We start from the raw sequence: 23,769 nt of genomic DNA on the forward strand, positions 1-23,769 counted from the left end.
CGGCGACCTGATCAAGGTCGCGGCTCCGCAGCACGTGGCCGACGTCCGCGACGTGTTCATCGATCACCTCACGGCAGCAGAGATGGCGATGCTCGTCACCCTCGGCGACAAAGTCGCCGAACGGCTGGCGGCGCTGGAACACAAGCCCTGATACCCGATCCCGGACCTCATCGCTCACGCACTGCGTGCGTGTTAGGCCGCCGCCTACAGAATCCCGCGGGCGCCGGCACGGCTGTTCGCGATGCACGACCCACTACGGGGCTGGACTGGACGACGCTCACCCGCGCGGATCTCACCAACGCGACGCTGACACACGCGAACATGAGATTCGCACGACTGCGCTCACCAACTTGATCAGGTCGCTGCGCCGGGGGTGATGGCGACTACCGCCCGGGCCTGCTGTTCTCGCTCGTCCAACCACCGCGGCTCGGTCGCGCACGTCACTTCACCGTCTGGTTGACATGGTAACCAAGCGCGGCGTACCTTCTGGTTCCCACGTTAACCAAATGGGGGGCGTCGATGACACAGCCGTGGACAACGACGAGTGGGCATGGCGTCCTATCCAGCTTCAGAAAGCAGGCACACCCATGAGCAGCATCAGCATCATCGGCCTGGGGGGTATGGGCCGCGCCATTGGCGCCCGCGCGGTCGAGGGCGGCCACGCCGTCGAGGTCGTCGGTCGCGACGCGGCCAAGGCCAAGGACCTGGCCGCCGCGCTCGGCGGCGGCGCCACGGCCGGGACATTCCGCACCGCCCCAGCCGGCGACATCGTCATCCTCGCCGTGCCGAACGCCAGCGCCGTGCCGGTCGTCGCCCAGTACGGGGACGCGCTAGCCGGCAAGGTCATCATCGACATCACCAACCCCATGAAAGCCGACGCCAGCGGGCTGACCACCCCTGACGGCACTTCGGCCGCGCAGGAGATCGCCAAGGCCGCCCCGGCGAGCGCGCACGTCGTGAAGGCGTTCAACACCGTCTTCGGCCACGTCCTGACCCCGGGCCGCCCATTGGACGTGCTCTTCGCCGGCGACGACGCGCGGGCCAAGGCCGACGTATCGGCGTTCATCCAAAGCCTCGGACTGCGCCCCCTGGATGCCGGAGGCCTGGAGATGGCGCACTGGCTGGAAGGGGCCGGCCTGCTAATGATCAACCTGGCCCGCCACGGCGTAGGCGACTTCAACTTCGCCCTCGGCATCAGCAATCTCAGCTGAGCACATCAGCACCACGAATTCTCGCGCCACCTCACTCATAAGGAACAGCAGAATGCGCGTTTTCGTCACTGGCGGGACCGGCCATTCCGGTTCGTACATCGTCCCCGAGCTCATCGCGGCCGGGCACGAGGTCACCGGCCTGGCCCGGTCGGACACTGCCGCGGCGGCGCTGTCCGCGCTCGGCGCGAAGGTGCGTCGCGGCGACCTCGGGGATCTCGACGGGCTCAAGGAAGCGGCCGCGGACTCAGACGGCGTCATCCACGTCGCACACAGGCAAGACCTGCTTTTCTCCGGCGGGATCCACGCCGTGGCCGCCGCCGAGCTCCCGATCATGCTCGCCTACGGCGAGGCACTGGCGGGAACCGGAAAGCCGCTGGTCGCGGCGGGGAGCATCGGCTCGCCCGGGCAGGGATTCCTGGGCCGGACGGCCACCGAGGAGGACCCGGCCCTTCCCAGTGGCGATGAGCACAAGGGCACCCTGCGGGCTCGTAACGTCGTGGAAACCGCCGTAGTCGGCCTCGCCGAGCGGGGAGTGCGGTCTTCGGTCGTGCGGATCGCCAACATCGCCCACAGCACGACCGATCGTGCCGGTTTCCTCGTGCAGCTGATCGCGCTCGCGAAGGAGAAGGGCTTCGTCGGCTACCCCGGAGACGGCGCGAACCTGTGGAACGCCGTGCACATCCGCGATGTCGCCTCTTTGTTCCGCCTGGCGCTGGAGAAGGGCCCGGCCGGCAAATACTGGCACGCGGTCGACGACGGGGGCATCCCGTTCCGGGAGATCGCCGAGGCCATCGGCAGCCGTCTGGGCCTGCCCGCCGTGAGCGTTCCCGTGGACGAACTGGTGCTGCCGGGATACTTCGGGTTCCTCGCCAACATTGTCACGCAGAGCTACCCGGCGTCCAACCTCGTCACCCGCCGGACCCTCGGCTGGGAACCCGCTCAGCCCTCACTGCTCGCCGATCTCGACAACGGCCACTACTTCCCCGCCAGCTGACGGCAAGGACCCGAGTCTCAACGAGTCCGGCACATGACAAGGAGGGCGGCTCAGAATATGACGACTGTGGGATTCATCGGCAGCAGCACCATCGCGCCGTGACCTCTGCGGCCACCGTGTCTATGTTCGTCGTCACAAACGGTCATGATGCCGATGGCCGTTCCCTGCCCACAGGCGCCCCCCGGATCACAGCCCCCAAAGATCCCGATCTACAACTGCCGTAACTGACCGGCCAGCCTGCAGAGGTGTTCTGACTTGATCTTCTAGTGGGCAACTCAGGGATCTGAGCTGACATTGCCGCTGCGGCCGTGGTCGAGTAGGTCAGCAGCGGCTGGCACCTGACCTCCGCGATCCGGCTGCGGACCGCGTCCACCGAAGCCCTGCTGCGCCGGTTCGCATCCAAGACCACCACCTGGCCTACGCCGCGATGCTTAAGGTCGGCCGCGCCCAGCGCACCGTCTTCCTCGCCCGCTGGCTTCGCGATCGCGATCTTCAACGGGAAACCGAATCCGGGCTGAACATGGTGGAGGACATGACCCCGTACGGGCAGATCCAGCTGCGCACCGATCGGCGCCTTGACCTCACCAGGCTGCCGACGCCGCGACGCGATGTTGACTTAAGGTGATGGAATAGATACTTTGCGTTTCCATGGCTGTGCTTCAAGACCTCAAATACCGGCAGTGGTTCCGGGGCGCTGACGTCGACGGGGACGGATTCATCACTCAGCGGGACGTCCGGCTGATGAGCGAGCGTTACATCGCCGCTCGTGGCGCCGCAGCGGACGCCGCGACCGCCCATCGGCTCACCGAGGGGATGGACGCGTTCTGGTCGAATGTGATCGCGCCGATGGATCAGGATGGCGACGGGAAGGTCGATCTGCGGGAGATGACCGAAGGGTTCCGGCGGGTCCTGACCGATCCCGCGCTGTACCCACAGCAGATCGAGCCGGTGACCGACTGCTTTCTCGACCTCAGTGATCTCGATGCGGACGGCAAGATCGACCAGGTGGAGTTCCGGCAGATCTTTGAGTCGGTCGCCGACGTTCCCAGCGAGGACTGCGCAGCGGTCTTCGCCGCGCTTGACCTGGATGGCTCGGGCAGGTTGGACCGCGCCGAGTTCCACAAGGCGGTCGCGGAGTTCTTCTACGGCGAGGACCCCGATGCCCCCGCCAACCACCTGTTCGGCAGGCTCGCCGAGTGACAGCACGCGCCCGCCACACCGGCAGGGGTGCTGGTTCACGATCGCGCCAAAGAGCTGCGATTCGGCGGGGAGGGATGTGCGGCCCGAACGAGCCGCACATCCCCTGCCGCCTGTGCGTGATGCGCGGCGCAGCGGTGCGGGGCTTCAAGAGCACGCCGGACAAGGACGCGGAACGCCGGCAAGGTCATGGCCCGAGCTCGAAGTCATTCGGGAGCCCTGGCCTCTACCTGTGCGTGAAGGGGCTATCCGCCGATAGACGGTGCTGTGGGAGCGCTCTTTAAGCGTCGACTTCACGCGCGTACAGTGCGAAGACAGGGTGTATTCAGGATTCCGGTATCTACTTCACAAGCCCTCCAACAGCCAATCATGATCTTTCCTCGCGCATCACGGCAGCGTGAGTGACCGGGCCTCTTCGCAGCACCTCACCGCAACGTAGGCAACCGCTGTCTGCGATCAGCGGAAAGCGTCGGAGACGGAGTTGATGCATGGTGGAACGGCGCATGTCGGTTGCGACGCACTGGGGCAGTTACATCGCCGTAGTCGATTCCGGCCGGTTGGTGCGTATCGAGCCGAGGTACGATGATCCCAGTCCATCGCCTATCGGCCCCGGAATGGTGGCGGCCGCCGACGACAGCGCTCGCGTGCTACGCCCCGCGGTGCGCAAGGGCTGGCTGAACGGCGAGCCGCGCGGCCATGACACGGCCAGAGGCAGGGACGCCTTCGTGGAGGTGAGCTGGGACCACGCGATCACTTTGGTGAGTGATGAACTCCGTCGCGTTCGTTCTCAGCACGGAGACAGCGCGGTGTTCGGTGGATCCTACGGCTGGGCGAGCGCGGGCAGGTTCCACCACGCGCAGGGTCAACTGCACCGGTTCCTGGCGCTGGGCGGCGGATACACCGACTCTCGCAACACCTACAGCACCGCGGCTTTGGAGGTCATCCTCCCCCATGTGATCGGTGGCCATCCATGGAGCTACCAGTCCCGGATGCCGATGTGGGACGAGATAGCCGACAACTGCGAGCTGGTGGTGGCGTTCGGAGGGCTGGCCCTGAAGAACAGCCAGATCAACCCTGGTGGGCTGGCCAGGCACCAGACGCTGAACCTGCAACGCCGGTGTCGTGAGGCTGGGGTGCGGTTCGTGAACATCAGCCCCATCCGCAGCGACACCGCCGACTTCCTCGACGCCGAGTGGCTGCCCGTCATCCCCAACACCGACACCGCCGCGATGCTTGGCGTCGCCCACACGATGCTGGTCAACGGGTGGCACGATGAGGACTTCCTTCGCCGGTGCTGCGTCGGGTTCGACCGCTTCGCCTCCTACCTGCTCGGCGAGCTCGACGGCGTTCGGAAGGACGCCGCCTGGGCGGCGAAGATCACGGGCATCGGTCGCGACGCGATCACCGACCTCGCTCGCCGCCTTACCACCCAACGTTCTCTCATCATGGTCAACTACGCGGTGCAACGGGCAGACCACGGCGAACAGCCGATCTGGATGTCCGTCGTGCTGGCCGCCATGGCGGGCTCGATGGGCCGGGCCGGCTGCGGCTGGGGTGCAGGTTACGCGACGATGGACGCGACCGGCGTCGCCCCAGGCCGCGCCTTCGTGGCGACGATACCCGAGGTTCCCAACCCCGTTCCGGGCTTCATCCCTGTGGCGAGGATCGCCGATACCCTGCTGCACCCAGGTGAGATCATCGACTACGACGGCCAACGCCTGACGTTGCCCGACCTTCGCCTGATCTACTGGTGCGGAGGGAACCCGTTCCACCACCACCAAGACCTCCACCGGCTGACCCGCGCCTGGCAAGCCCCCGACACGGTGGTCGTTCACGAAGCCTGGTGGAACACCACCGCCAAGTTCGCCGACATCGTTCTGCCTGTCGCCACCACCTTGGAACGCGACGACTTCGCCGCCGGATTTTCAGACCCCCACCTTGTCGCGATGCCGAAAGTCCGCGAGCCGGCGGGCGAGTCGCGTACCGACCACCAGATCTTCGCCGCTTTGGCCTCCCGGCTCGGATACGAGCAGGAGTTCACAGAAGCACGCTCGGAGATCGAATGGGTCCGGCATCTTTACGAGCAGACGAGGGCCAAGCTCGGCGGCGACGCCGCCTTGCCGGGCTTCGAGGACTTCTGGAGAGACACCACCGCAGAGCTACCCGCGCTGACCGGACCGTTTCCCGGCAGTTTCGAAGCCCTCCGCTCAGATCCGCAGCGATACCCCCTGCTGACACCGTCGGGCCGAATCGAGATCTTCTCCGAGGAGATCGACTCATTCGGCTACGACGACTGCGCCGGCCATCCCAAGTGGTTCGAACCAGTGGAATGGCTTCGCGCCGATCTGTCGGGCCGATTCCCGCTGCACCTGATCTCGAATCAACCCGCCTCGCGCCTGCACAGCCAATACGACAACGGCGGCCACAGCCTCAGTTCGAAAATCCGCGGCCGTGAGCCCGTGACGATCAATCCGTCGGACGCCGCGTCACGCGGCATCGAGAGCGGCGTGATCGTGCGTATCTACAACGACCGGGGGAGTTGCCTCGCGGGCGCGGTCCTCTCCGACGACGTCATGCCGGGCGTCGTCCAACTGTCCACCGGGGCGTGGTGGGATCCGGTCCAGCCAGGCACGAGCGGAACGCTGGATCGTCACAGCAACCCGAACGTTCTCACGGCGGACCGGCCCTGCTCGCGCCTGTCACAAGGACCGAGTGCTCACAGTGCGCTGGTCGACATCGAGCGCTATGACGCCCCCGTGCCCGACGTGCTCGCCTACTCACCACCCAGCCTCGAACAGTGACACACAGCTGTATCGCGAACACGGGAGCAACCACCGAGCAACGATGCGTTCTTGACCGGCGCACTTATGTGCGATTTGTCCCTTATCTTTGACAGGGATCGTGTGGGCAGGGCTTTTGTGACGAGGCTCGAGTTTCACGGCAGATCAAGTACGTCCGAGTAGCCATGGAATAGCCATCGGCTGGCGAGTTCGCGTTCGCGAGCCAGGAATTGCAGTCGATTTCGGATGCGATGTGCAGCATGCTTGACGTGCATGGGTGCAGTTTCCGGCAGGCGCAAAGCCGACTCCGCCTTCGCACGCCATCGTCCTGGCACGGCTGCGCTGGGATCAGAGAACCTGTGAGTACGTTGAACGACGCATCGCCGACGGCAAAACCCGCCGCCGTCACAAGTCACTCCAACAGCCGCTTGACCCCATAGGACATCAAACGCGCCCACATTTTCCTGGGCGCCGCCACCCTGACTGCCCTGGGTCATCTGACTCCGCACCTGAATCAGGAAGTAGCCCTGCCGATAAGGTCCAGATTAGGGGCGGTTTCGCGTTTACGTGCCGAGGGGGTTGCGGTGAACTCGGCGGCTCGCATGGCGCCTCGGGACCCTGGCGCGAGGCCGAGGATCAGGCGGGTGGTTCCAGCATGGGCACGAGGAACCGCCGGGCCACTGCGGTCAGTTGCGTGTCGTCATCCAGATCGATGATCGCGCTGGGGATCGCCAGGAAGGAGGTGGAGATCCGCACCATCATCTCGGCCACGAGGTCGACGTCCAGCCTGCCAGACACGTTGCCCGCGCGTTGTTCGCGGCGGAGCTGGCCGGCGACGAACTTCTGCACGGTGGCGAGGGTCTGGCCCCCGCCAGCCATCATGGAAGGTATGAGCAGGTCCGGTTCCGTGGCGATGAGTCCGCCGATCAGTGGGTTGCCGCGAATTGCCCGCAGTGAGCTTACGAAGCCCAGAACCACCCTGTCGGCGGCGGTGTCGGCTTGTTCTATGTCGATGAGGAACTGGTCGAAGTAGCGGCGGAACTCCCGGCGCACCACGTGTTCGACCAGCATGTCCTTGGCGTCGAACCGCCGGTAGATCGTGATCCGCGACACCTTCGCCAGCCGGGCGACGTCCTCCATGGTGGAGCGCCTGATACCCATCCGGCAGAACTGCTCGTACGCCGCATCAAGGATGCGCGTCCGTAGCTCGTCGATGTCGTCCACGCGCTCGACGGCATCGACGTAGGCGCGCTCCAGCAACGACTCCGAGTCCGACGGTGCCATGAATTCGGACAGCACAGACTCCACGCTCACCTCCTGTATGGATTCTGCCTCAAACGCGGCCTTGTGATGCCTGTCACACTGTGATTTTCTGATACAGAGAATCATGATCTGTCTCTAAGTATCACCCACTTCTCAGCCTCGGGCGAGGAGGAAACGGCATGGGAGAACTCAGCAGGCGCGACGCGTCAAAGGCGGGCGTGGGTCCGGCAAGGGCGCGTACACGTGCTTCATGTTCCGTGGGTCCCCAGCGAGCCGGCCAAGACTTCGCAACCAACCACATGCCCTGAGCGAGACCCCCACCTCGAAGGAGTACAGGCATGGCAGACTTGAGCAGGCGCGACATGCTGATCTCAGGTACCACCCTGGGAGCGCTCGGCGCCTTAGGGATGGCCTCTCCGGCCCAGGCGGCCTCCCAGTCCGACGGCTGGACCTGGCCGGCCAGCGGTTCAGTCGCGGGCTCCGGCAGTGGCGCCGATCCCCGATGGGTGTGGGATGACGTGGCCGATCCGCTCCTCGCCTCACTGTTCGACCGCGGTCTCATACCCGAGGTCAACCGGCTGCTGTACGACTGGAACCGCAACGACCAGCCCCTGCCCGCGGGACTGCCGGAAGACCTGCGGGCCTTCATCGAGCAGGCGCGTCAGCTGCCGTCATGGGTCGACCCCGCCAAGTTGAACGCCGGGGCCCGGTTCCATGTGCTCAAAGGCAACTACATCGTCGTCCTCACCATTGTCGGCGCCGGCATGCTGGCCACCGCCATCCCCAAGGAGGCCCGCTCGGTCTACTACTCCGCGGGCGGTGCGGATCTGAAAGACCGGGTCGCCAAGACGAACATCCTGGCGTACGCGGTCAGGCCGCAGAATGCCTGGTCGGCCGGCGGCACGGCCGTGGTCGAGGCCGTGAAGACCCGGCTGGTGCACGCAGCGGTGCGGCACCTGCTGCAGTCGTCTCCCCACTGGTCCGGCCCCATCCCGATCAGCCAGGAGGACATGCTCGTCACGTGGCACACCCTGGCGACCTATTCCATGCGCGGGATGCGTGAATGGAACGTGCGCATCTCCTCCGCCGAGTCCACGGGCTACCTGCAGTCGTTGCAGGTGATGGGGCACATGCTCGGCATCAGGGACGAATTCCTGCCCGCCACCTGGGACTCGTCCTACGCCCAGTCGGACATAGTCCTGCCCAGGAACATGGGGCCGACCTCGGAGGGCGTGGAACTGAACGCCATCCTGCGGAACATGCTCGCGGAGCTGACCAGCCCCGGCAGCATCGACAAGCCGCTCGTCAACGCGTTCTCCAGGTACCTCACCGGCAACCAGGTGGCCGACTGGAACGGCATCCCACGTCAGCCGCTGCTGGACCCGGTGGTCAAAGCGGCCTGGCCGCTGCTGGTGCGGTTCCGGGAGGGTCTGATCGGCCTGCCGTTGGTGCCCGCCACCGCCTGGCTCCTCGACGAAATGATCAAAAAGTGGACCACGTACTACCTAACCAGGGGGGCGCAAACAAAGATCGTGATTCCGACCGGCAACCGGCCCGGCTGATCACGGTCCAGGGGTGTCGCTTCGGGCGATGTCCGCGTACTCGATGGCGGTCTGCGAACTGAGGTTGAAGACCAGCTCCAGGTGCAACGGATCCGCGTTGACCACGAGTGCTTCCTGGAGGACACGGTCACCGCGTATCTGCTCAAGCTGGATGCCGAGAAGCAGCAGGCGCCAGGTCAGGTAGTAGTCGCTAACGGGCTCAGTACCGGCAGCGGACTTCCACGAGATCAGAACATGGCGGTTGGGCGTATGCGGCCACTTGCGTTGACGATCATGCAGCCAGTCGACGAGGGCGCGGTGCGCGAACTCGGACAGCTTCTAGTGATGACCGCTGAGCCGGATCTGCCGCCTGGGCAGGTCGATGTCGTCAAGGGTCAGATGGCGAATGGCACTAGCGCGCATGGCGTAGACGGCGGCCAAGGCGACGACCAGTCGCTGTTCTGGCGTCACCGCTGCCTGCTTGACTTTGGCGATCTCCGAGTCCGTCATGGGCTGCAACACGCGCGCTGGCGCTCGGCCGACGCTCCGGCGGCGGGTTGGGTCGGCGAAGATCAGGCGGTGGCGCCTAGCCAACTGAAACAGGGACCGCAATGCGGTGAAGGTGCCGGCGCGTTGGTGGCCGGTTAAGCGCTGGACAACGCCGCCGCTGAATCGTTCAACTCCACTCTCAAGGTCGAATACGTCCACCAGCACCACTTCGCGACGCGGGCCGAAGCCCGTCTGAAGATCGCCACCTGGATCGCCGACTTCTACAACACTCGCCGCCGGCATAGCGCCGCCGACGGCCTACCCCCGATTGTCTACGAGCAGCAGATCATGACCGCACGAACAGCCACCAAGGCGAGGTCCCAGGAGACCATCGCCGCATAACCGAGTCTCCACGCTTTCAGGGGATGGACAGGTACCACAGCGGCGACGCTCTAATCCTGGCCTCAGGTTGATCGGGGACAATGAGCGGCAAAAGCATCGACTGGAAGGGGGCGGGCCGGCGTGCGGATCATGATCGCGGATGACGAGGCGGCCATCCGTGAGTCGCTGGAGCGGGTGCTCCAGGTCGAGGGTTACGACACCAGCACCGTCGCCAACGGTCTCGCTGTGCTCGACGGGGTCGGTGGCGACGCGCCGGATCTGCTGATCCTCGACGTGATGATGCCCCGCCTCGGCGGGTTGGAGACCTGCCGGCGGTTGCGGGCGGCGGGTCGGGACCTGCCGGTGCTGATGCTGACCGCCCGGGATCAGGTCTCCGACCGGGTCGCGGGGCTGGACGCGGGCGCCGACGACTATCTGCCCAAGCCGTTCGCCACGGAGGAGTTGCTGGCCCGGGTCCGGGCCCTGCTGCGCCGCCGCGCGCCGGGCGACGATGAGTCGCAGATCCTGACGTTCGCCAACGTCCGGGTCGATCCCGACAGGTTCGAGGCGTGGCGGGGCGGGCGGCCGCTCCGCCTGACCCGGACCGAGTTCTCCCTGTTGGAGATCCTCGTGCGCAACGCGACCCGGGTATTGACCCGAGATGCGCTGTTCGAGGCGATCTGGGGCTTCGACATGAGCGTCACCTCCAACAACCTCCAGGTGTACGTGAGCTACCTGCGCCGCAAGATGGAGGCCGAGGGTGAGCCGCGATTGATATACACGCTGCGCGGCTTTGGGTACACGTTGCGGGAGACTCCTCCGTGAGCAGGCCCGCCGGCCGGGGCTCGCGCCGGCTGACCCGTTGGTGGCGCCGGAAGTCCCTGCGCACCAGGCTGACGGTGATCGCGGCGACGGCCATCGCGGTCAGCGTGTTCATGGCCTTCCAGGTGGCCAGCGAGCTACTGGACGGGGAGCTGCAGGACACCGCGGAGGATCAGCTACGCGCCGACTCCCGCGTCCTGGCGACGAACGCGGAGCGCGCCGGTCTGGCGCAGGTCCAGCTACCGCCGTACCCCGGATCCGGTCGGCTGGTGCGGGTCATCCTGCCCGACGGCTCGATCCGGACGCCGGCCGGCCAACCCGCGCTGCCCCCGGTCAGTGAGCACGCCGGGCGCGTGGCGCGGGGCGCGTCGGCCGACCTGATGGAGTCGGGCGACAGCGACGACGACGGCTACCTCATCTACACGCTGCGGGCGGGCGACGGCGCGGTCCAGGCGGCCCGCGTCGCCGACGACAGCTCGATCAACCGGTTCGGGTTGGGCATGCTGCTGATCGGGCTGCTCTGCGTGGTCAGCGGCGCCCTTGTCGGGCGGGCCGTGGCGCGGACCGGGCTGGCACCGATCGACCGGCTGACCGCCGCCGCGGTCCGTGTCGCGCGCACCCGGAATCTCGACGCCGACATCCCGGATGAGGGCGGTGGGGAGATCCGGCGGCTGATCCAGTCGATCAACGACATGCTCGCCGCGCTCCGGGACTCCCGGCGGGCCCAGCAGCTGCTCGCCGAGGACGCCGCCCACGAGCTCAAGACCCCGCTCACCAGCCTGCGCCTCAATATCGAGCTGCTGATCCGGCTCGATCGGCGCGGCACCCTGGACAGCGCATTGCCGGCGGAGAGCCGGACCCGGCTGCTCAACGACCTCGGCGCCCAGGTGGCCGAGTTGAGCACCCTTGTCGCCGAGCTGACCGACCTGGCGCGCGGTGACGTCAGCGACGAGAGCACCGAACGGCTCGACCTCGCCGACGTGGTGGTGGCCGCCGCGACCCAGGCGCGTTCCCGCGTGCCCGACATCGAGGTCGCGCTCGACGTGACCTCCGTGTGGGTGAGCGGGCGTCCCGCTGCGCTCCAACGGGCGGTGCTCAACCTCATCGACAACGCCGGCAAATGGTCCCCCGCGGACCAGCCGGTCCAGGTCCGGCTCCGTGCCCAGGGCGCGTCGGCGGTGCTCGAGGTCGACGACGCCGGGCCGGGCATCGACGCCGCCGACGTACCGCGGGTGTTCGACCGGTTCTACCGTGCCGACAGCGCCCGGGCGTTGCCGGGATCCGGTCTGGGGCTGTCGATCGTGCAGCGGGTCGTCGACGCCCACGGCGGCCGGGCCACCGTCGCCCGCTCCCCACGCGGTGGCGCGCTGCTTCGGGTCGACCTTCCGGCCGCCCCGATCGCGCGGCTCACCGCCGGGGAGGACACCGCGGCGCGCTGACCCGCCCCGGCGGCGCGGCGCAGGACTAGGGACGGCGGCCCTCGGGCATGGCCCCGCGCGGCTCACTGTCGGGGCAGGACACCGCGGTGCGCCGACCCCAGCCCCGGCCGCACGGCGCAGGACCAATGGGCGGCGACCGTCGGGCCCATGAAAAGAACGTGGTCCAGGCGCTGGCGTCCGGGCGCTGACGTCCACGGCCAGGACCAGCCGCCCTTGTTCAGCGTCGTGCGACGCGCCGTGCCCGCGCCGGTGCTCGGGCGGCAAGGACAACCCGACCAGGGTCCGTACCGGCCCATCAGTACAGAGCACCGCGTCGGTGAGCTCGAACAGCGCGTCAACCCGCGCGGTCGGGCAGGCGTAGAAGTCGGTTTGAGCTTAGTTTGGCTCCCGTCCATCGCCGACGGACTTTCGTGGGCGTGACTTCGGGCCCACTTGCGACGGGCCTTGATTCTCGTGCGGGTGTCGAACGGCGCTCCGGAGAGAAGTACCGTGGTACTACCTCCCTCCCGAAGATGACGACCGCAGTACGACGAAACGGGACGGAATCGGGCCTAGCGTTCAGGGCTATGACGAAACCTGAAAGTCCACTGCGGAGGTTCGGGGCGGCCACCATGGCGCTGGCGACGGCGTTCGCTGCCGTCGCCGCCTGCGGGTCGGACGCCGACAAGAGAGCGGCGCCCGCCGCGGCCGGCTCGCACAGCGCGCACGCGGGCGGGTCATCGGCGCCACCGCAGCCGCTGCGGGCCGGCGAGCGGTTCGTCAACCTGAAGATGGCCGAGGCCTACACGCCCGCGCCGCCGGAGGGCGGCGGCACGGACGAGTACCGGTGCCAGGTGATCGATCCGGGCCTGACCAAGGCGGCGTTCCTGACCGGGACCCAGGTCATGCCGGAGAACGGCGCCATCGCGCACCACGCCATCGTGTACGCGGTGCCGCCGGGCGGCGCTGCCGCGGTGCGTGAGCAGGACGCGAAGACACCCGGCCTCGGCTGGCAGTGTTTCGGCGGGACCGGCGTGGCCGGCGCCGAGGTGGAAGAGGGGGACGCGGCGTGGGTGGACACCTGGGCGCCGGGCGCCACGGAGACGCTGCTCGACCAGGACGCCGGCTTCAAGCTGGAGCCGGGCGGCCTGATCGTCCTCCAGATCCACTACAACCTGCTCGCGACCGACGGCAAGCCGGCCGGGTCGGACCGCTCGGCGGTGCGGCTGCGGCTGACGGACGGCACGCCGCAGACCCGGGAACTCGAGACGTGGTCGCTCGACGCGCCGACCGACCTGCCCTGCGCCGCCGACGAGTCGGGTCCGCTCTGTGACCGGGCGGCCTCGATCGCGGACGTGACGAAGCGGTTCGGGCCGGATGTCGGCGAGATGGCGGACCGTCAGGTGGAGGAGTGCAACCAGGGCGGCGCGCCGAAGCCCGGTGACACCCAGACCTGCGACCACAAGGTGGAGGCGCCGATGACGCTGTTCGCCGGTTTCGGCCACATGCACCTGCTCGGGCGGGCCATCAAGGTCGAACTCAACCCGGGCACGCCGAAGGCCAAGGTCGTGCTGGACGTGCCGCAGTTCGACTTCGACAACCAGCGGCTGATGAAGCTGTCGTCGCCGGTGGAGGTCGGTCCGGGGGACACGCTGCGGGTGACGTGTACGCACGACGCGGGGCTGCGCAAACTGCTGCCGCAGCTGAGCAAGCTGCCACCGCGCTACGTGGTGTGGGGCGACGGCACCAGCGACGAGATGTGCACGGGCATCATGTCGGTCTCCCCCCGCAAGTCCTGACGAAGCGTCGAACGTGTGTGAGCACACTGAGGTCAACAAGCCGAAAAACAGAGAGCTCACACACGTCCGTACTGAACTCACACCCGTGCGGCGTCGTGGCGGTCGGACGGGCGGTGACGTGGGCGGCTGCAGGCGGACCCGGCAGCGGAGCGGTCGATCACGCGGAGCGGATCGGCCCGGAGCGGTGAGGCTGGGAACTACGGTCGCGCCCCCGACGGACGCGCGATATGAAGCGCTAAATCGGCCGGGTGAGTCTCAGGTCGTAGGCGAGGATGACGGCCTGGATCCGGTCCCGTGCGCCGATCTTGGCGAGGACCCGCCCGACGTGAGTCTTCACCGTCGACTCCGACAGCGTGAACCGTTGCGCGATCTCGCCGTTGGTGAGGCCGTGGCCGATGGCGACGAGGATCTCGCGCTCGCGGCCGGTCAGGGAGTCCAGCCGGGGATCCTCCCGCACGGGCCCGCAGAGGTCATCGCTGAGCCGGTCGGCGAACGCGTCGAGCAGCCGCCGAGTCAGCGCCGGCGCGATCACCGCGTCCCCGGCGGCGACGGCCCGGATGCCGGCGAGCAACTCCTCCGGGTGGATGTCCTTCAGCAGGAAACCGCTCGCCCCGGCCCGCAGCGCGGCGAGCGCGTACCGGTCCACGTCGAACGTCGTCAGCACCAGGATCCGCGAACGCCCACCGGCGGCGACGATGCGCCGGGTGGCCTCGATCCCATCCACGCCCGGCATGCGGATGTCAATCAGCACCACGTCGGGATGCAGCTCGGTGGTCCGCCGAACGGCCTCGGCGCCGTTCTCGGCCTCGCCGACGATCTCGGTGTCGGGGGCACTCTCCAGCAGCATGCGAAACCCGAAGCGCTGCAGCGGCTGGGCGTCCACCACGAGCACAGAGATCATGAATGGCTGCCTTTCAGGGTCGCGTAGACGGTCCAGCCGTCGTCCGATGCTGGGCCGGCGCTGACCGTGCCGGCGTAGAGCGCGGCGCGTCCGGCCATGCCGACGAGGCCGAGACCGGCGTCGCCCGGCGATGCCTACTTCATACCGAGCGAACCTGAGACGACTGTTAAAACGGCGCTCAGCCCGGTTGGCCGCCGACGCGGGTTCGGCGTCGGGCGGGCCGCTGTCGTGCACGACGATGTGGACGTGGCAGGAGTCGGCCGCCAGGCTCAGGTCGACGGCGGTGCGCGGGCCGGCGTACTTGAGGGCGTTGGTCAGGGCCTCCTGCACGATGCGGAAGGCGGCCATTTGCACGCCGAGGTCCAGCCGGTCGGGGCTGCCGGATCGCATCATTGCAACAGCCGATTTCGCAGCGCTCGAATCTCGTGCTCCAGGGCGACGTTCGACTCTGCGCATGCCGATCCGCCCAGGTCATGGCTCTGAGGGAGCTTCGGGTGCCGTACGCGAGTTCCGGTCGCCCAGAGGCGGAAACGCGTACGGCAGGATGATCCGCTGTGCTTCTTCGCCTGACGTACCTGACCGTCACGAACGCTTTCGCCGCGCTGCGATTGCTACTATGGGCGATCGGGACAAGGACGTGGAGATTCTCGTCCTGCGTCACCAGATCACCGTCCTTGAACGCCAGCTCGGCGCTGACATCAAAGTGAGATTCGCACTCGAGGATCGGGCCTTTCTCGCCGCTCTCTTGACCTCGCCGCCCCGCAAGGTCCTGCGCCGGCTGCGGCTCCTCGTCCGGCCGGACACCGTCCTGCGCTGGCACCGCGATCTGATGAAACGACGTCACGCCCGTACCTGCAGGCCGAAGCGGGTCGGCCGCCCGCCCACGCTCCGCTCCATCCGCACTCTCATCCTGCGCCTTGTTCGGGAGAACCCGAGCTGGGGCTATCAGCGGGTCCACGGCGAGCTCACCACGCTGGGTATCAAGGTGGCACCCTCCACGGTAGGGGAGATCCTCAAGCAAGCACGTCTTGATCCGGCGCCCGAGCGGGCATCCACCACCTGGGCCGACTTCCTGCGCTCGCAAGCCGACGCCCTGCTGACCTGCGACTTTATCGAGATCATCACCCTGAACGGCCAGTGCCAGTACATCCTGGCCGTCATCGAGCACGCCACCAGGCGCATCCGTGTGCTCGGCACCACCGCGCACCCCACCGCAAAGTGGGTCGTTCAGGCGATAAGGAACCTGGTGGTGGACCTGGACGATGCGGGTTGTCGGGCGCACTTTCTGCTCCGAGATCGGGATGGAAAGTTCCCCGCCCTCATAGACGAGATCCTCGCCGAGGCCGGCATCAAGACGGTGCTCACCGGCATCCGGATACCGCGGATGAACTCGATCATGGAGCGATGGGTGCAGTCCTGCCGCCGTGAACTCCTCGACCGCTGCCTCGTATGGAACGAACACCACCTGAGGCATGCCCTACGCGAGTACGAACGTCTCTACGTCCAGCACCGCGCCCATCAAGCCCTGGACCAAGCCGCGCCGCTGCGTTCCGTACCGGACCCGATCACGGATCCCAGGCGGATCATCAACCTGAACGTACGCCGACGAGACCAGCTCGGCGGCGTCCTCCGCGAGTACTCACATGCCGCTTGACCTGTATGGATGTAATGCTCGGTTGTGAACATGAACGCGAGAGGCGGGTTGAGTATGACCGGCTGATCGCGGTGCTGTACGAGTAGATGGAGGGGTTCTGATCCTCCGGAGTCGCCTTACGTGGAGGTGGCTTCAAATCACCTACCGGTGCCTTAGCTGAAGACTGTGGTGTTGAACGGCGTGGGAAAAGGCGTGGCTGTGACTGCGTCAGATGTGGACCGGGAAGATGAGCGATGGGTGTAAGCCCTCTGCCGTCTGAAGCGTCGAAATTACATTAGATGACATCCAAAACCGGGGTCTCCGAAAAATCCCGGGATGAGCCTGAGGGATACCCGTTTACTGCTCAGGTGGGGTCCGGCGTAGAGGCAGCATGAGTCCGGTCCGGGCTCTCGTATGGAACATGTGAAGGCGTGTCCCGAAAGTGCCGCCTGTGTGTGGGTGGCGAGATGGAGACCTCCAAGCGGTGAACCCGTGAGGAGTTGAGTACGTGTTGCGGGGCGCGCTGGCGGACTCGCCTTAGTAGCTGTGAAGCCTCTGCGTATCGCAGTGGGGGTGGAGCCAAGGGGCGGGGCCGTCCAGGTGAAATCCGCGGCATCCGGATGCCGGAGATCACGGTCTCGATGCCGGTCTCGGCGAGGATCTCGTCCATCAGGGCGGGGAACTTCCCATCCCGATCGCGGACCAGATAGCGCACCCGGCAGCTCGCATCGTCCAGATCCATCACCAGGTTCCTGAGCGCCTGGGTGACCCAGTCGGCGCTCGGGTGCGCGGTGGTACCGAGCACCCGGATGCGCCTGGTGTTGTGCTCGATGACGGCCAGGATGTACTGGCGCTGTCCGCTCAGGGGAGGAAATCGCAGGCCAGTAGGGCCTCGGCTTGCGAGCGCAGGAAGTCGGCCCAGGTGGTGGAGGCCCGCTCGGGCGCCGGATCGAGCCCTTCCTGCTTGAGGATCTCCCGCACTGTGGACGGTGTCACCTTGATGCCCAGCATGGTGAGCTCTCCGTGAACCCGCCGATAGCCCCAGCCGGTGTTCTCCCGGACCAGGCGCAAAATGAGGTCACGGATAGAGCGGACCGTGGGTGGGCGCCCACGTCGCTTCGGCTTGCAGGTACGAGCATGACGTCGTTTCATTAGATCACGGTGCCAGCGCAGGACGGTGTCCGGACGGACGAGAAGCCGCAGCCGGCGTAGGACCTCGCGGGGCAGCGAGGTCAGGAGCGCAGCGACAAAGGCCCGGTCCTCGGGTGCGAACCTCACTCTGGAGTCAGCGCCGAGCTGGCGTTCAAGGATGGTGATCTGGTGACGTAGGACGAGAATCTCCACGTCCTTATCCCGGTCGCTCATGGGCAGCAATCGCAGCGCAGCGAAGGTGTTGGTGAAGCTGAGGTAGGCCAGGCGGAGAAGCACAGCCGATCATCCTGCCGCACATGGAACCGTTTCCTGAGTGGCCAGAGCTCGCGCCGCCACGAGAATCCGTCGCAGAGCCATGACCTGGGCGGATGTAATTATCGGCAGGCGCAGCGTTCGGCCTCGGCTTCGCCGCCGACGCCCGGCGGCGGCCCGACCGCCACCTTGCGCTGGTCCGCGTCCAAGGAGTCCAGCCACGCCCCGGCCGCCTCCACCATCCGGTTCGCGACCGCACGGTCGGCGTCAACCATCGACGAACCCGACTTCGAGATCACCCGCTCGTACGGTCGAACTGGCCGTTTCGGCGGGTTCGTGCCTCTCTCGGTGCAATGCCAACGCTGCCCCCTCGCTAACGCGAGGTGCAACTGTCGTATGAATTGAGATGAATCTATCACATAGTGGCGAATCGTCTGATACCCGGGGTATCTTAAGTTGTCCGATTTATAAATGGACAGGCGTTTTGCGAACTTCTCCTGCCGACGGGTGCCACTGCGGCAGGAGGTGAAGGAGGTCACGTCTGACGCGTGACCGGATCCGAGTGGGGTGCGGGTACAGATACGGCGTCGGCAAACGTCGCCACGCGAGCGCCGCCCCCGGTCCACCGGCGCCAGATCGGCGCCTTTCAGGGGCGGTCAGGCTTGTGCCGGGGAACCGAGTACCGGGTTCCCGGCTCCAGGATGGTGCCCCACCGGCACCTGGGCGGAGCGATCAGCCCACCCGCGCCCACCCGCGCAGCGCGCCACAGTACGCCTCGATCAGCCGGGTGATGACCTCCCGGCGGGACAGGTGCGTCTCCCCCAGCAGGTCCTGGACCTCGCGCGGATCGAAGATCATGTTGTTGAGGAACAGGGCGTACTCGAGCATCTCTTCCGGGAGCCCGATGTCGTCGAGCAGTCCCCGCACGGGCCCGTCCCAGGCGTCCCGCATGGTGGCGATGATCTCGTTCCCGTCATGGAGCCGCTCCAGGTAGCCCCGTCGGGACCGAAGCTGAACCAGCGCCGGGCCGTGCTCGGCGAGAAGGTCCACCCACTTGTCCACGACGGCATCGAAGAGCGGCCGCCCCTGCGCGGTCGACGTCGCGGTGAAATCGCTGAGCTCCTCGACGACGCTGAGCACATAGGCCGCGAGCACCTCCTCCATCGAGGAGTAGTAGCGGTAGGCGGTGGCCGGACCGATCTCCGCGCGGGACGCGACCGCCTGCATGGTGAGCTCGTCGGGCGCCTCCCGGGCGAGCTCGCCGACGGCCTCGAGGAGGCGCCGGCGGTTGCGGCGGGTGTCACTGCGCAACTTGCGCTCTCCACGTGGGGTGGCCTGCTGATCGGACACCGGTCTCCTCCGCCTCGTAGAAGTGCAGGCAAAGGCTATCGCCTCCGCCCCGTCAGGATCTCGTGACGTCCAGGTGACCGACGATGCGGGCCAGCCCGGTCCGCAGGTCGTCCTCGGCGGCCGCGAACGAGATCCTGATGTGCCCCTCGCCGGAGGGGCCGTACTCTGCTCCGGCTCGAACCAGCACCTTCCGCTCGGCGAGCTCGCGGGCGACCTCCTCGGAGGGGCGGTCGTTGTCGTAGCGGAGGAACCCGTAGAACGCGCCCTCCGGCGGAACCAGGTGCAGGCCGGGGATGTCCGAGAGGTGCGCGATCACCAGCTCGCGACGCTGCCGGTACGTGTCGACCATGGCGTCCATGACGCTGTCCGGCAGGTCGAGGGCGGCGAGGGCAGCGTGCTGGACCGCCGTGTTCACCGAGCCGTTGAGGGTCCGGTGCACCTGGGCCGCCGCGTCCACCACTTCGCGCGGCCCGGTCAGGTATCCCACCCGCCAGCCCGTCATCGCGTACGTCTTGGAGAACGTCTGTACGTACACCGTCCGGTCGCGCAGCGACTCGACTGCCAGCGCCGAGGTCAGCGCATGCCCCGGGTAGACCAGCCGGTGGTACGCCTCGTCGCTGACGACCAGGGTGTCGGAGCCGTCGAGCAGCTCGCCGAGGGCCTTGAGCTCCGGCTCGCGGTGCACGATGCCGGTGGGGTTCGACGGGTTCGAGAAGATCATCATGCTGGCGCCGGGAAGCGCGGCGGCCAGCGCGTCGAGGTCCCAGTGCAGGTCCCGGCCGAGCGGGACGAAGTCCACGGTGCCTCCGGCGAGGACGACCAGGTCGGCGTACAGCGAGTAGGCGGGCTCCGGGATGACCACGCGGTCGCCGGGGCCGACCATCGCGAACACACGGCCGCCAGGGCGCCGGTGGCACCGTGGGTGACGACGACATCGTCCGCGCTCCACGTCCGGCCGGGGTGTGCGGGCAACCGGGACGCGAGCGTGGTACGCAGTTCCGGCAGGCCCTTCTGGTCGGCGTAGTGGGTGTCTCCCGCACGCAAGGCCGCCACCGCGGCCTCGATCACCGGCGGTGGTGTCGGGAAGTCCGGCTCACCCATGGCGGGGGAGACCGCACCCGGCGGGGCCGGGGTGAGGGCCGGGCGGCGCGAAAAGCGGCGCAGGTCCTCGATTCGGCAGGCGGGCCGCGCGGCGGTCATCAAGCCATCACCGCACGTTCGGGGCGTGCGGCGAGGATGCGCCGCCGGAGCGCCTGCTCCTTCTCGCCGATACCGTCGACCGCGTCAACGACCTCCTGCACCCGGTGCCGCGCGACGACGACGACACCGTCGGCGTCGCCGACGAGCACGTCACCCGCCACCACTACCGCTACCACGCCGCCGACCGCCACCGGGGCGCCGATGGTGCCGGGCCCGTCCTTGAAAGGTCCGGCGGGGGTGACCGCCCGCGCGTAGACGGCCAGGCCCATCTCGGACAGCGCCTGGACGTCGCGGACCGCACCGTCGACCACGGCGCCGGCAACCCCGGCATTCACCATGATCTCGCCGATGAGGTTGCCGATCAGCGCGCGGGTCATGTCGCCGTGTCCATTGACGACCAGGACGTCGCCCGGTCGGGCTTCGTCGAGCGCTCGGTGGATGGCAGGTTGTCACCCGACCGCACGTCTACCGTCAGGGCGGTTCCCAGCAGCGCGGCGCGCCCGGTGAACAGCCGGATGCCGCCGTCCATCACGGTCATCCGCTGCAGCGCGTCACCGACGTTGGCGGCCGGCACTTCCCCCAGCCGGCGAATCTCCGCCGCTGCTGCGCGAGGCCAGCTCGGAGCGATGGACACGCTGTCCGTCGCCGCGGCAATGTACATAATGAAGCTCAATTCTTAAATAAGACTCTTCTACCATCTAGAACGACAGCCTCCCCTAACGTTCGCGGACGAGGAGCCGGCACGGCCGCGCGGGTTTCCGGAGATCGGGCGGGACGAGCTGGCCTGGCAGGCGTACGCCGGCGCCCGCTCGGGGGAGCAGGCAGGCCCGGCCAGCAGGCCATCGCCGCCCTCTCGACCGTCGTCGAGGCCCGGCCCCCGTAGCGGAACCGGTGGCGCAGTCAGACGCCGCGGGTCCAGAACTCCTGCGCCGACCCCGTGAACGACGTCGGGTCGCCGGCGAGGAAGAATTCGTCCCACACCGGTCCGTCGGAGAGCTCCCAGTGCTCAACGGCCAGACCGTCCCTGAAGCGCCACGCGCCCATGCCGACGCGCGTCCAGATCCATTCGCCACGCGCCGTGCGGAATGTCCCGTGGATGATGCCGTAATGGTCGTCGGCGAGGATCTGGTCGATCTCGAGGGGTTCGACGTTGGCGTCGGCGAGACTCTCCCGCCGCTTGGCGTAGCGGCGCAGGAAGTCCATTCCCCCGGTTGTTGCCAGGCGCACGCCGCCGGTGTGGATCACCATGTCCGGAGACATCCGCTCCATCATTTTGCTGGTGTGCTCTTGTTGCCGCTGGAGCCGCTCGCCCTCAGTGAGGCTCGGATCGGTCGTGATCGCCGCGCCGCCTCGATAGAGCTCGGCCAGCCACAAGGCGTTCGGATGGATGTCGGACAGCATGATGCCTCCTCTTGGTCGGGAAGTGTCCGCGGGGCCCTCGTCGGGTCGGAATGAGACATCGAGGACTCCATCAGATCGGGGGTGGGCGCGTCGAGCGGGTCAGCCGCGCGTCGAGTCCTTAGCTCATTGAATCACAGTTCTCTCATATGAGAAATATGTCTCACTCAGGATGGGGTAGCTCATCGTGTTCCTGACGTTCCGAGACGGCCACGCGAAGATCGATTCATGCGCCACGTTCGTGGACGTGACCCCCGCCCGTGGCTGACGGTCTTCCAACTGCCGTCCTATGCGCCGGAGCTGAACCCGGCCGAAGGGGTGTGGTCGGCACTCAAACGGGCCCTGGCCAACCTCGCCCCGCGAGACATCGACGAACTCGCCGCGATGGTCGCCACCAAGCTCAAACGGATGCGGTACCGGCCCAGGCTGCTGGACGGCTTCATCGCTCAGCCCGGCTTCATCCTCGAACCGCCGTAACCTCAGGCCTTCAACCTCAGATGTACTGGAACCGGGCCGCGAGGATCGCTACGAGAAGCAGCGGATCTTTTATCTGCTGGTCACCAACGGCCTGGTTAGCAAGATGGGTCACCTGGCTGGCAAGATGAGCCGGTTTGGGCGAAACTTGACCACACCTGGAGTCACCGCTTACGGACGAGGCCGTGCGGGCATTCTGGCTTGATCTTCTGATGGTCGTCTTTGAAGTCTGAGGGCACGGTGGGCGCCTAAACGATCTACCGCTATACACGGTCCGTACACGAGAGCAACCACCGAGCAACCACCCATGATCAACAACGAGATCCGAGGCCGGCGAGAACCGAGAAACCCCAGGTAGAACGCGGTAGTGGAGAGTAGGGCGGGTGGGACTTGAACCCACGACCCACGGATTATGAGAATCCTCGGTTGATGTCGCTCAGTGGCACCGAGTGCTATTTTGTATTGCCGTAGCCGGAATTATTCCCGTCGTCGTGTTGGTCTGTGCCAACGCGTGCCGTGCTGTATCGCGTACACGCGAGCAACCACCGAGCAACCATGGGTTCTTGACTATTGTTATGATGTTCCGTTTGTCCCTTTTTGGAACGGCTATGTGTTATGACGAAAACCCCGACCTTCACGGCAGAGCGTCCGGTGTCGGACCCGTCGATGACCTTGTATGGGCGGGGAGACCGGGCGTCGTGGGTGTACGAGTCCATCATGGCGACCAGACTCGGGCCTGAGCGCACCCGCCGATCTCCGCTTCGTCACCTTGAACGACGGCGATCATCCTGTCGTGATCGCCGTACGCCCAGCCACCTGCGCAAGCCCCTCGCCGTCGCGCAAAGCAGGTCAATCAACTGATCGCCGGCAATAGCACCCAGGTCGAGCACGGCTTCGCCGGCCTGAACAACTGGCGGATCCTCACCACGCTTCGCCTGGATGCCCCCTGGGCGGCCGCGCTACTGCGCGCCCTAGGGCGTTGATCACCAGTCAGCCGATCAGGAGATCAAGAACTTCTCCCACGGTCCATCGGAGGAGTTCGAGCGTGCCGGGAGCATGCCGTAGTCGGCGCCTGCATAGCCCAGCTCGGCGCTCACATAACGCTTGGCGCTATACGAATAGAGAGTGTGGAATCCATTGCCCGGGCAGAGTGCGTACTCTTCCCAGTCTCCGACGTTGGCTGCTCGGGCGCGAAGTATTCCGGAAACGCTTCCGGTTTAGTCGACCTCGGCGGAGACGAAACGGTTGTTGGCCTTGGACCGGAGGTTCACGTCGTTACAGTGGTCATCACCGAGGTCCCAATCGGGGCCGCGGAGACCGTTCTGGCGAGCGGCGTTGTGCTGCTTCGCGGCATCGGTGTTGTTCACCGCCTGAGCGGGGGCGGAGGTGGTGCCGGCGATCGCCACGGGCGTCGCGGTCAGTACGACCGCCCCGGCCGCCATGGCCAGGCCGAACGTGCGCGAGCCGTTCCTGAGGTTCAGGTTTCTGCTTTCTGTGGTCTTGTGCGATGGCTG

Annotated in this window: 22 protein-coding genes and 2 pseudogenes; 14 read left to right on the forward strand and 10 right to left on the reverse strand. The window is 66.9% G+C overall.

The genetic code is table 11. From position 1 onward, the window contains the following. Positions 1–189: 189 nt before the first annotated feature. From IEY87_RS47380 to IEY87_RS43480, 7 genes and pseudogenes are all read left to right on the forward strand, one after another. Positions 190–354, forward strand: coding sequence for a pentapeptide repeat-containing protein (locus IEY87_RS47380; protein WP_189144758.1), 165 nt, complete (start codon positions 190–192; stop codon positions 352–354). Positions 355–530: 176 nt separating this feature from the next. Beyond that, on the forward strand, positions 531–1,211 hold the full coding sequence (locus IEY87_RS43460; protein WP_229699461.1) for an NADPH-dependent F420 reductase: 681 nt from the start codon (positions 531–533) through the stop codon (positions 1,209–1,211). A 52-nt stretch (positions 1,212–1,263) separates the two neighbouring features. Next, on the forward strand, positions 1,264–2,205 hold the full coding sequence (locus IEY87_RS43465) for an SDR family oxidoreductase (protein WP_189144760.1): 942 nt from the start codon (positions 1,264–1,266) through the stop codon (positions 2,203–2,205). Between the two features lie 344 nt (positions 2,206–2,549). Next, a pseudogene (locus tag IEY87_RS43470) lies at positions 2,550–2,830 on the forward strand (Tn3 family transposase); the annotation flags it as partial. 23 nt (positions 2,831–2,853) lie between these two features. Further along, positions 2,854–2,928 (forward strand): annotated as a pseudogene (locus IEY87_RS47385) (hypothetical protein); the annotation flags it as partial. Positions 2,929–2,946: 18 nt separating this feature from the next. After that, the gene (locus IEY87_RS43475) at positions 2,947–3,405 is read left to right on the forward strand and encodes an EF-hand domain-containing protein (RefSeq protein ID WP_225277018.1); all 459 of its coding nucleotides are present in this window, start codon (positions 2,947–2,949) and stop codon (positions 3,403–3,405) included. A gap of 485 nt (positions 3,406–3,890) precedes the next feature. Further along, on the forward strand, positions 3,891–6,203 hold the full coding sequence (locus tag IEY87_RS43480) for a molybdopterin-dependent oxidoreductase (protein WP_225277017.1): 2,313 nt from the start codon (positions 3,891–3,893) through the stop codon (positions 6,201–6,203). Positions 6,204–6,818: 615 nt separating this feature from the next. Here the strand turns inward: IEY87_RS43480 and IEY87_RS43485 are convergent. Next, on the reverse strand, positions 6,819–7,466 hold the full coding sequence (locus IEY87_RS43485) for a TetR/AcrR family transcriptional regulator (protein ID WP_189144828.1): 648 nt from the start codon (positions 7,464–7,466) through the stop codon (positions 6,819–6,821). Between the two features lie 317 nt (positions 7,467–7,783). Between IEY87_RS43485 and IEY87_RS43490 the strand changes: the two genes are divergently transcribed. The 5 genes from IEY87_RS43490 (at position 7,784) to IEY87_RS43510 (ending at position 13,895) form a co-directional block, all read left to right on the forward strand. Continuing rightward, the gene (locus tag IEY87_RS43490; protein WP_189144763.1) at positions 7,784–9,007 is read left to right on the forward strand and encodes an oxygenase MpaB family protein; all 1,224 of its coding nucleotides are present in this window, start codon (positions 7,784–7,786) and stop codon (positions 9,005–9,007) included. A 630-nt stretch (positions 9,008–9,637) separates the two neighbouring features. Continuing rightward, positions 9,638–9,877: an integrase core domain-containing protein gene (locus tag IEY87_RS47390; protein WP_189144829.1), complete on the forward strand. Its 240-nt coding sequence runs from the start codon at positions 9,638–9,640 to the stop codon at positions 9,875–9,877. A 129-nt stretch (positions 9,878–10,006) separates the two neighbouring features. Then, complete coding sequence (locus IEY87_RS43500; protein ID WP_189144830.1) at positions 10,007–10,681, forward strand: response regulator transcription factor; 675 nt, start codon at positions 10,007–10,009, stop codon at positions 10,679–10,681. Next, entirely contained in the window at positions 10,678–12,117 is a 1,440-nt protein-coding gene (locus IEY87_RS43505; protein ID WP_189144764.1) for a HAMP domain-containing sensor histidine kinase, read from the forward strand. The genes IEY87_RS43500 and IEY87_RS43505 overlap by 4 nt, the downstream gene beginning before the upstream one ends. A gap of 566 nt (positions 12,118–12,683) precedes the next feature. Further along, positions 12,684–13,895 carry a monooxygenase gene (locus IEY87_RS43510; RefSeq protein ID WP_225277016.1) on the forward strand — a complete coding sequence of 404 codons (1,212 nt, stop codon included), beginning with the start codon at positions 12,684–12,686 and terminating at the stop codon, positions 13,893–13,895. Positions 13,896–14,130: 235 nt separating this feature from the next. Here IEY87_RS43510 and IEY87_RS47070 read toward each other — a convergent pair whose 3' ends face one another. Continuing rightward, entirely contained in the window at positions 14,131–15,189 is a 1,059-nt protein-coding gene (locus IEY87_RS47070) for a response regulator (protein WP_308112916.1), read from the reverse strand. A gap of 151 nt (positions 15,190–15,340) precedes the next feature. On the opposite strand from IEY87_RS47070, the gene IEY87_RS43520 reads away from it, so the two are divergent. Then, positions 15,341–16,450, forward strand: coding sequence for an integrase core domain-containing protein (locus IEY87_RS43520; RefSeq protein ID WP_225277015.1), 1,110 nt, complete (start codon positions 15,341–15,343; stop codon positions 16,448–16,450). Between the two features lie 840 nt (positions 16,451–17,290). Here IEY87_RS43520 and IEY87_RS43525 read toward each other — a convergent pair. The 7 genes from IEY87_RS43525 to IEY87_RS43550 form a co-directional block, all read right to left on the reverse strand. Continuing rightward, positions 17,291–17,857, reverse strand: a complete 567-nt coding sequence (locus IEY87_RS43525; RefSeq protein ID WP_225277014.1) for a hypothetical protein — start codon at positions 17,855–17,857, stop codon at positions 17,291–17,293. A gap of 98 nt (positions 17,858–17,955) precedes the next feature. Beyond that, a complete protein-coding gene (locus tag IEY87_RS43530) occupies positions 17,956–18,108 on the reverse strand; it encodes a hypothetical protein (protein ID WP_189144765.1) in 153 nt (50 codons plus the stop codon). Between the two features lie 457 nt (positions 18,109–18,565). After that, positions 18,566–19,183: a TetR/AcrR family transcriptional regulator gene (locus IEY87_RS43535; protein ID WP_189144766.1), complete on the reverse strand. Its 618-nt coding sequence runs from the start codon at positions 19,181–19,183 to the stop codon at positions 18,566–18,568. A gap of 52 nt (positions 19,184–19,235) precedes the next feature. Beyond that, entirely contained in the window at positions 19,236–20,066 is an 831-nt protein-coding gene (locus IEY87_RS43540) for a pyridoxal phosphate-dependent aminotransferase (protein ID WP_225277084.1), read from the reverse strand. Between the two features lie 316 nt (positions 20,067–20,382). Then, positions 20,383–20,823 carry an RraA family protein gene (locus IEY87_RS46455; RefSeq protein ID WP_225277083.1) on the reverse strand — a complete coding sequence of 147 codons (441 nt, stop codon included), beginning with the start codon at positions 20,821–20,823 and terminating at the stop codon, positions 20,383–20,385. Then, a complete protein-coding gene (locus IEY87_RS46460) occupies positions 20,757–21,044 on the reverse strand; it encodes an RraA family protein (protein WP_225277013.1) in 288 nt (95 codons plus the stop codon). Before IEY87_RS46460 ends, IEY87_RS46455 begins: the two co-directional genes overlap by 67 nt. A gap of 239 nt (positions 21,045–21,283) precedes the next feature. After that, entirely contained in the window at positions 21,284–21,784 is a 501-nt protein-coding gene (locus IEY87_RS43550; protein ID WP_189144767.1) for a nuclear transport factor 2 family protein, read from the reverse strand. A gap of 225 nt (positions 21,785–22,009) precedes the next feature. On the opposite strand from IEY87_RS43550, the gene IEY87_RS43555 reads away from it, so the two are divergent. Then, positions 22,010–22,258, forward strand: coding sequence for a transposase (locus tag IEY87_RS43555; protein WP_189144768.1), 249 nt, complete (start codon positions 22,010–22,012; stop codon positions 22,256–22,258). A 1,214-nt stretch (positions 22,259–23,472) separates the two neighbouring features. On the opposite strand, the gene IEY87_RS43560 is transcribed toward IEY87_RS43555, so the two are convergent. Further along, positions 23,473–23,697 (reverse strand): hypothetical protein, encoded by a 225-nt coding sequence (locus IEY87_RS43560; RefSeq protein WP_189144769.1) that lies wholly within the window; start codon positions 23,695–23,697, stop codon positions 23,473–23,475. Between the last annotated feature and the right edge of the window lie 72 nt (positions 23,698–23,769).

The organism is Nonomuraea glycinis, from assembly GCF_014646515.1.
Lineage (GTDB): Bacteria > Actinomycetota > Actinomycetes > Streptosporangiales > Streptosporangiaceae > Nonomuraea > Nonomuraea glycinis.

Excerpts from the sequence above, each read along its gene's own strand:
- IEY87_RS43465 (WP_189144760.1), top strand. The coding sequence starts at position 1,264 with ATGCGCGTTTTCGTCACTGGCGGGACCGGCCATTCCGGTTCGTACATC.
- IEY87_RS43475 (WP_225277018.1), top strand. The coding sequence starts at position 2,947 with ATGAGCGAGCGTTACATCGCCGCTCGTGGCGCCGCAGCGGACGCCGCG.
- IEY87_RS43480 (WP_225277017.1), top strand. The coding sequence starts at position 3,891 with ATGGTGGAACGGCGCATGTCGGTTGCGACGCACTGGGGCAGTTACATC.
- IEY87_RS43485 (WP_189144828.1), bottom strand. The coding sequence starts at position 7,466 with ATGGCACCGTCGGACTCGGAGTCGTTGCTGGAGCGCGCCTACGTCGAT.
- IEY87_RS43490 (WP_189144763.1), top strand. The coding sequence starts at position 7,784 with ATGGCAGACTTGAGCAGGCGCGACATGCTGATCTCAGGTACCACCCTG.
- IEY87_RS43500 (WP_189144830.1), top strand. The coding sequence starts at position 10,007 with ATGATCGCGGATGACGAGGCGGCCATCCGTGAGTCGCTGGAGCGGGTG.
- IEY87_RS43510 (WP_225277016.1), top strand. The coding sequence starts at position 12,684 with ATGACGAAACCTGAAAGTCCACTGCGGAGGTTCGGGGCGGCCACCATG.
- IEY87_RS47070 (WP_308112916.1), bottom strand. The coding sequence starts at position 15,189 with ATGATGCGATCCGGCAGCCCCGACCGGCTGGACCTCGGCGTGCAAATG.
- IEY87_RS43520 (WP_225277015.1), top strand. The coding sequence starts at position 15,341 with ATGATCCGCTGTGCTTCTTCGCCTGACGTACCTGACCGTCACGAACGC.
- IEY87_RS43530 (WP_189144765.1), bottom strand. The coding sequence starts at position 18,108 with ATGGTTGACGCCGACCGTGCGGTCGCGAACCGGATGGTGGAGGCGGCC.
- IEY87_RS43540 (WP_225277084.1), bottom strand. The coding sequence starts at position 20,066 with ATGGTCGGCCCCGGCGACCGCGTGGTCATCCCGGAGCCCGCCTACTCG.
- IEY87_RS46460 (WP_225277013.1), bottom strand. The coding sequence starts at position 21,044 with ATGTACATTGCCGCGGCGACGGACAGCGTGTCCATCGCTCCGAGCTGG.
- IEY87_RS43550 (WP_189144767.1), bottom strand. The coding sequence starts at position 21,784 with ATGCTGTCCGACATCCATCCGAACGCCTTGTGGCTGGCCGAGCTCTAT.
- IEY87_RS43555 (WP_189144768.1), top strand. The coding sequence starts at position 22,010 with ATGCGCCACGTTCGTGGACGTGACCCCCGCCCGTGGCTGACGGTCTTC.
- IEY87_RS43560 (WP_189144769.1), bottom strand. The coding sequence starts at position 23,697 with ATGGCGGCCGGGGCGGTCGTACTGACCGCGACGCCCGTGGCGATCGCC.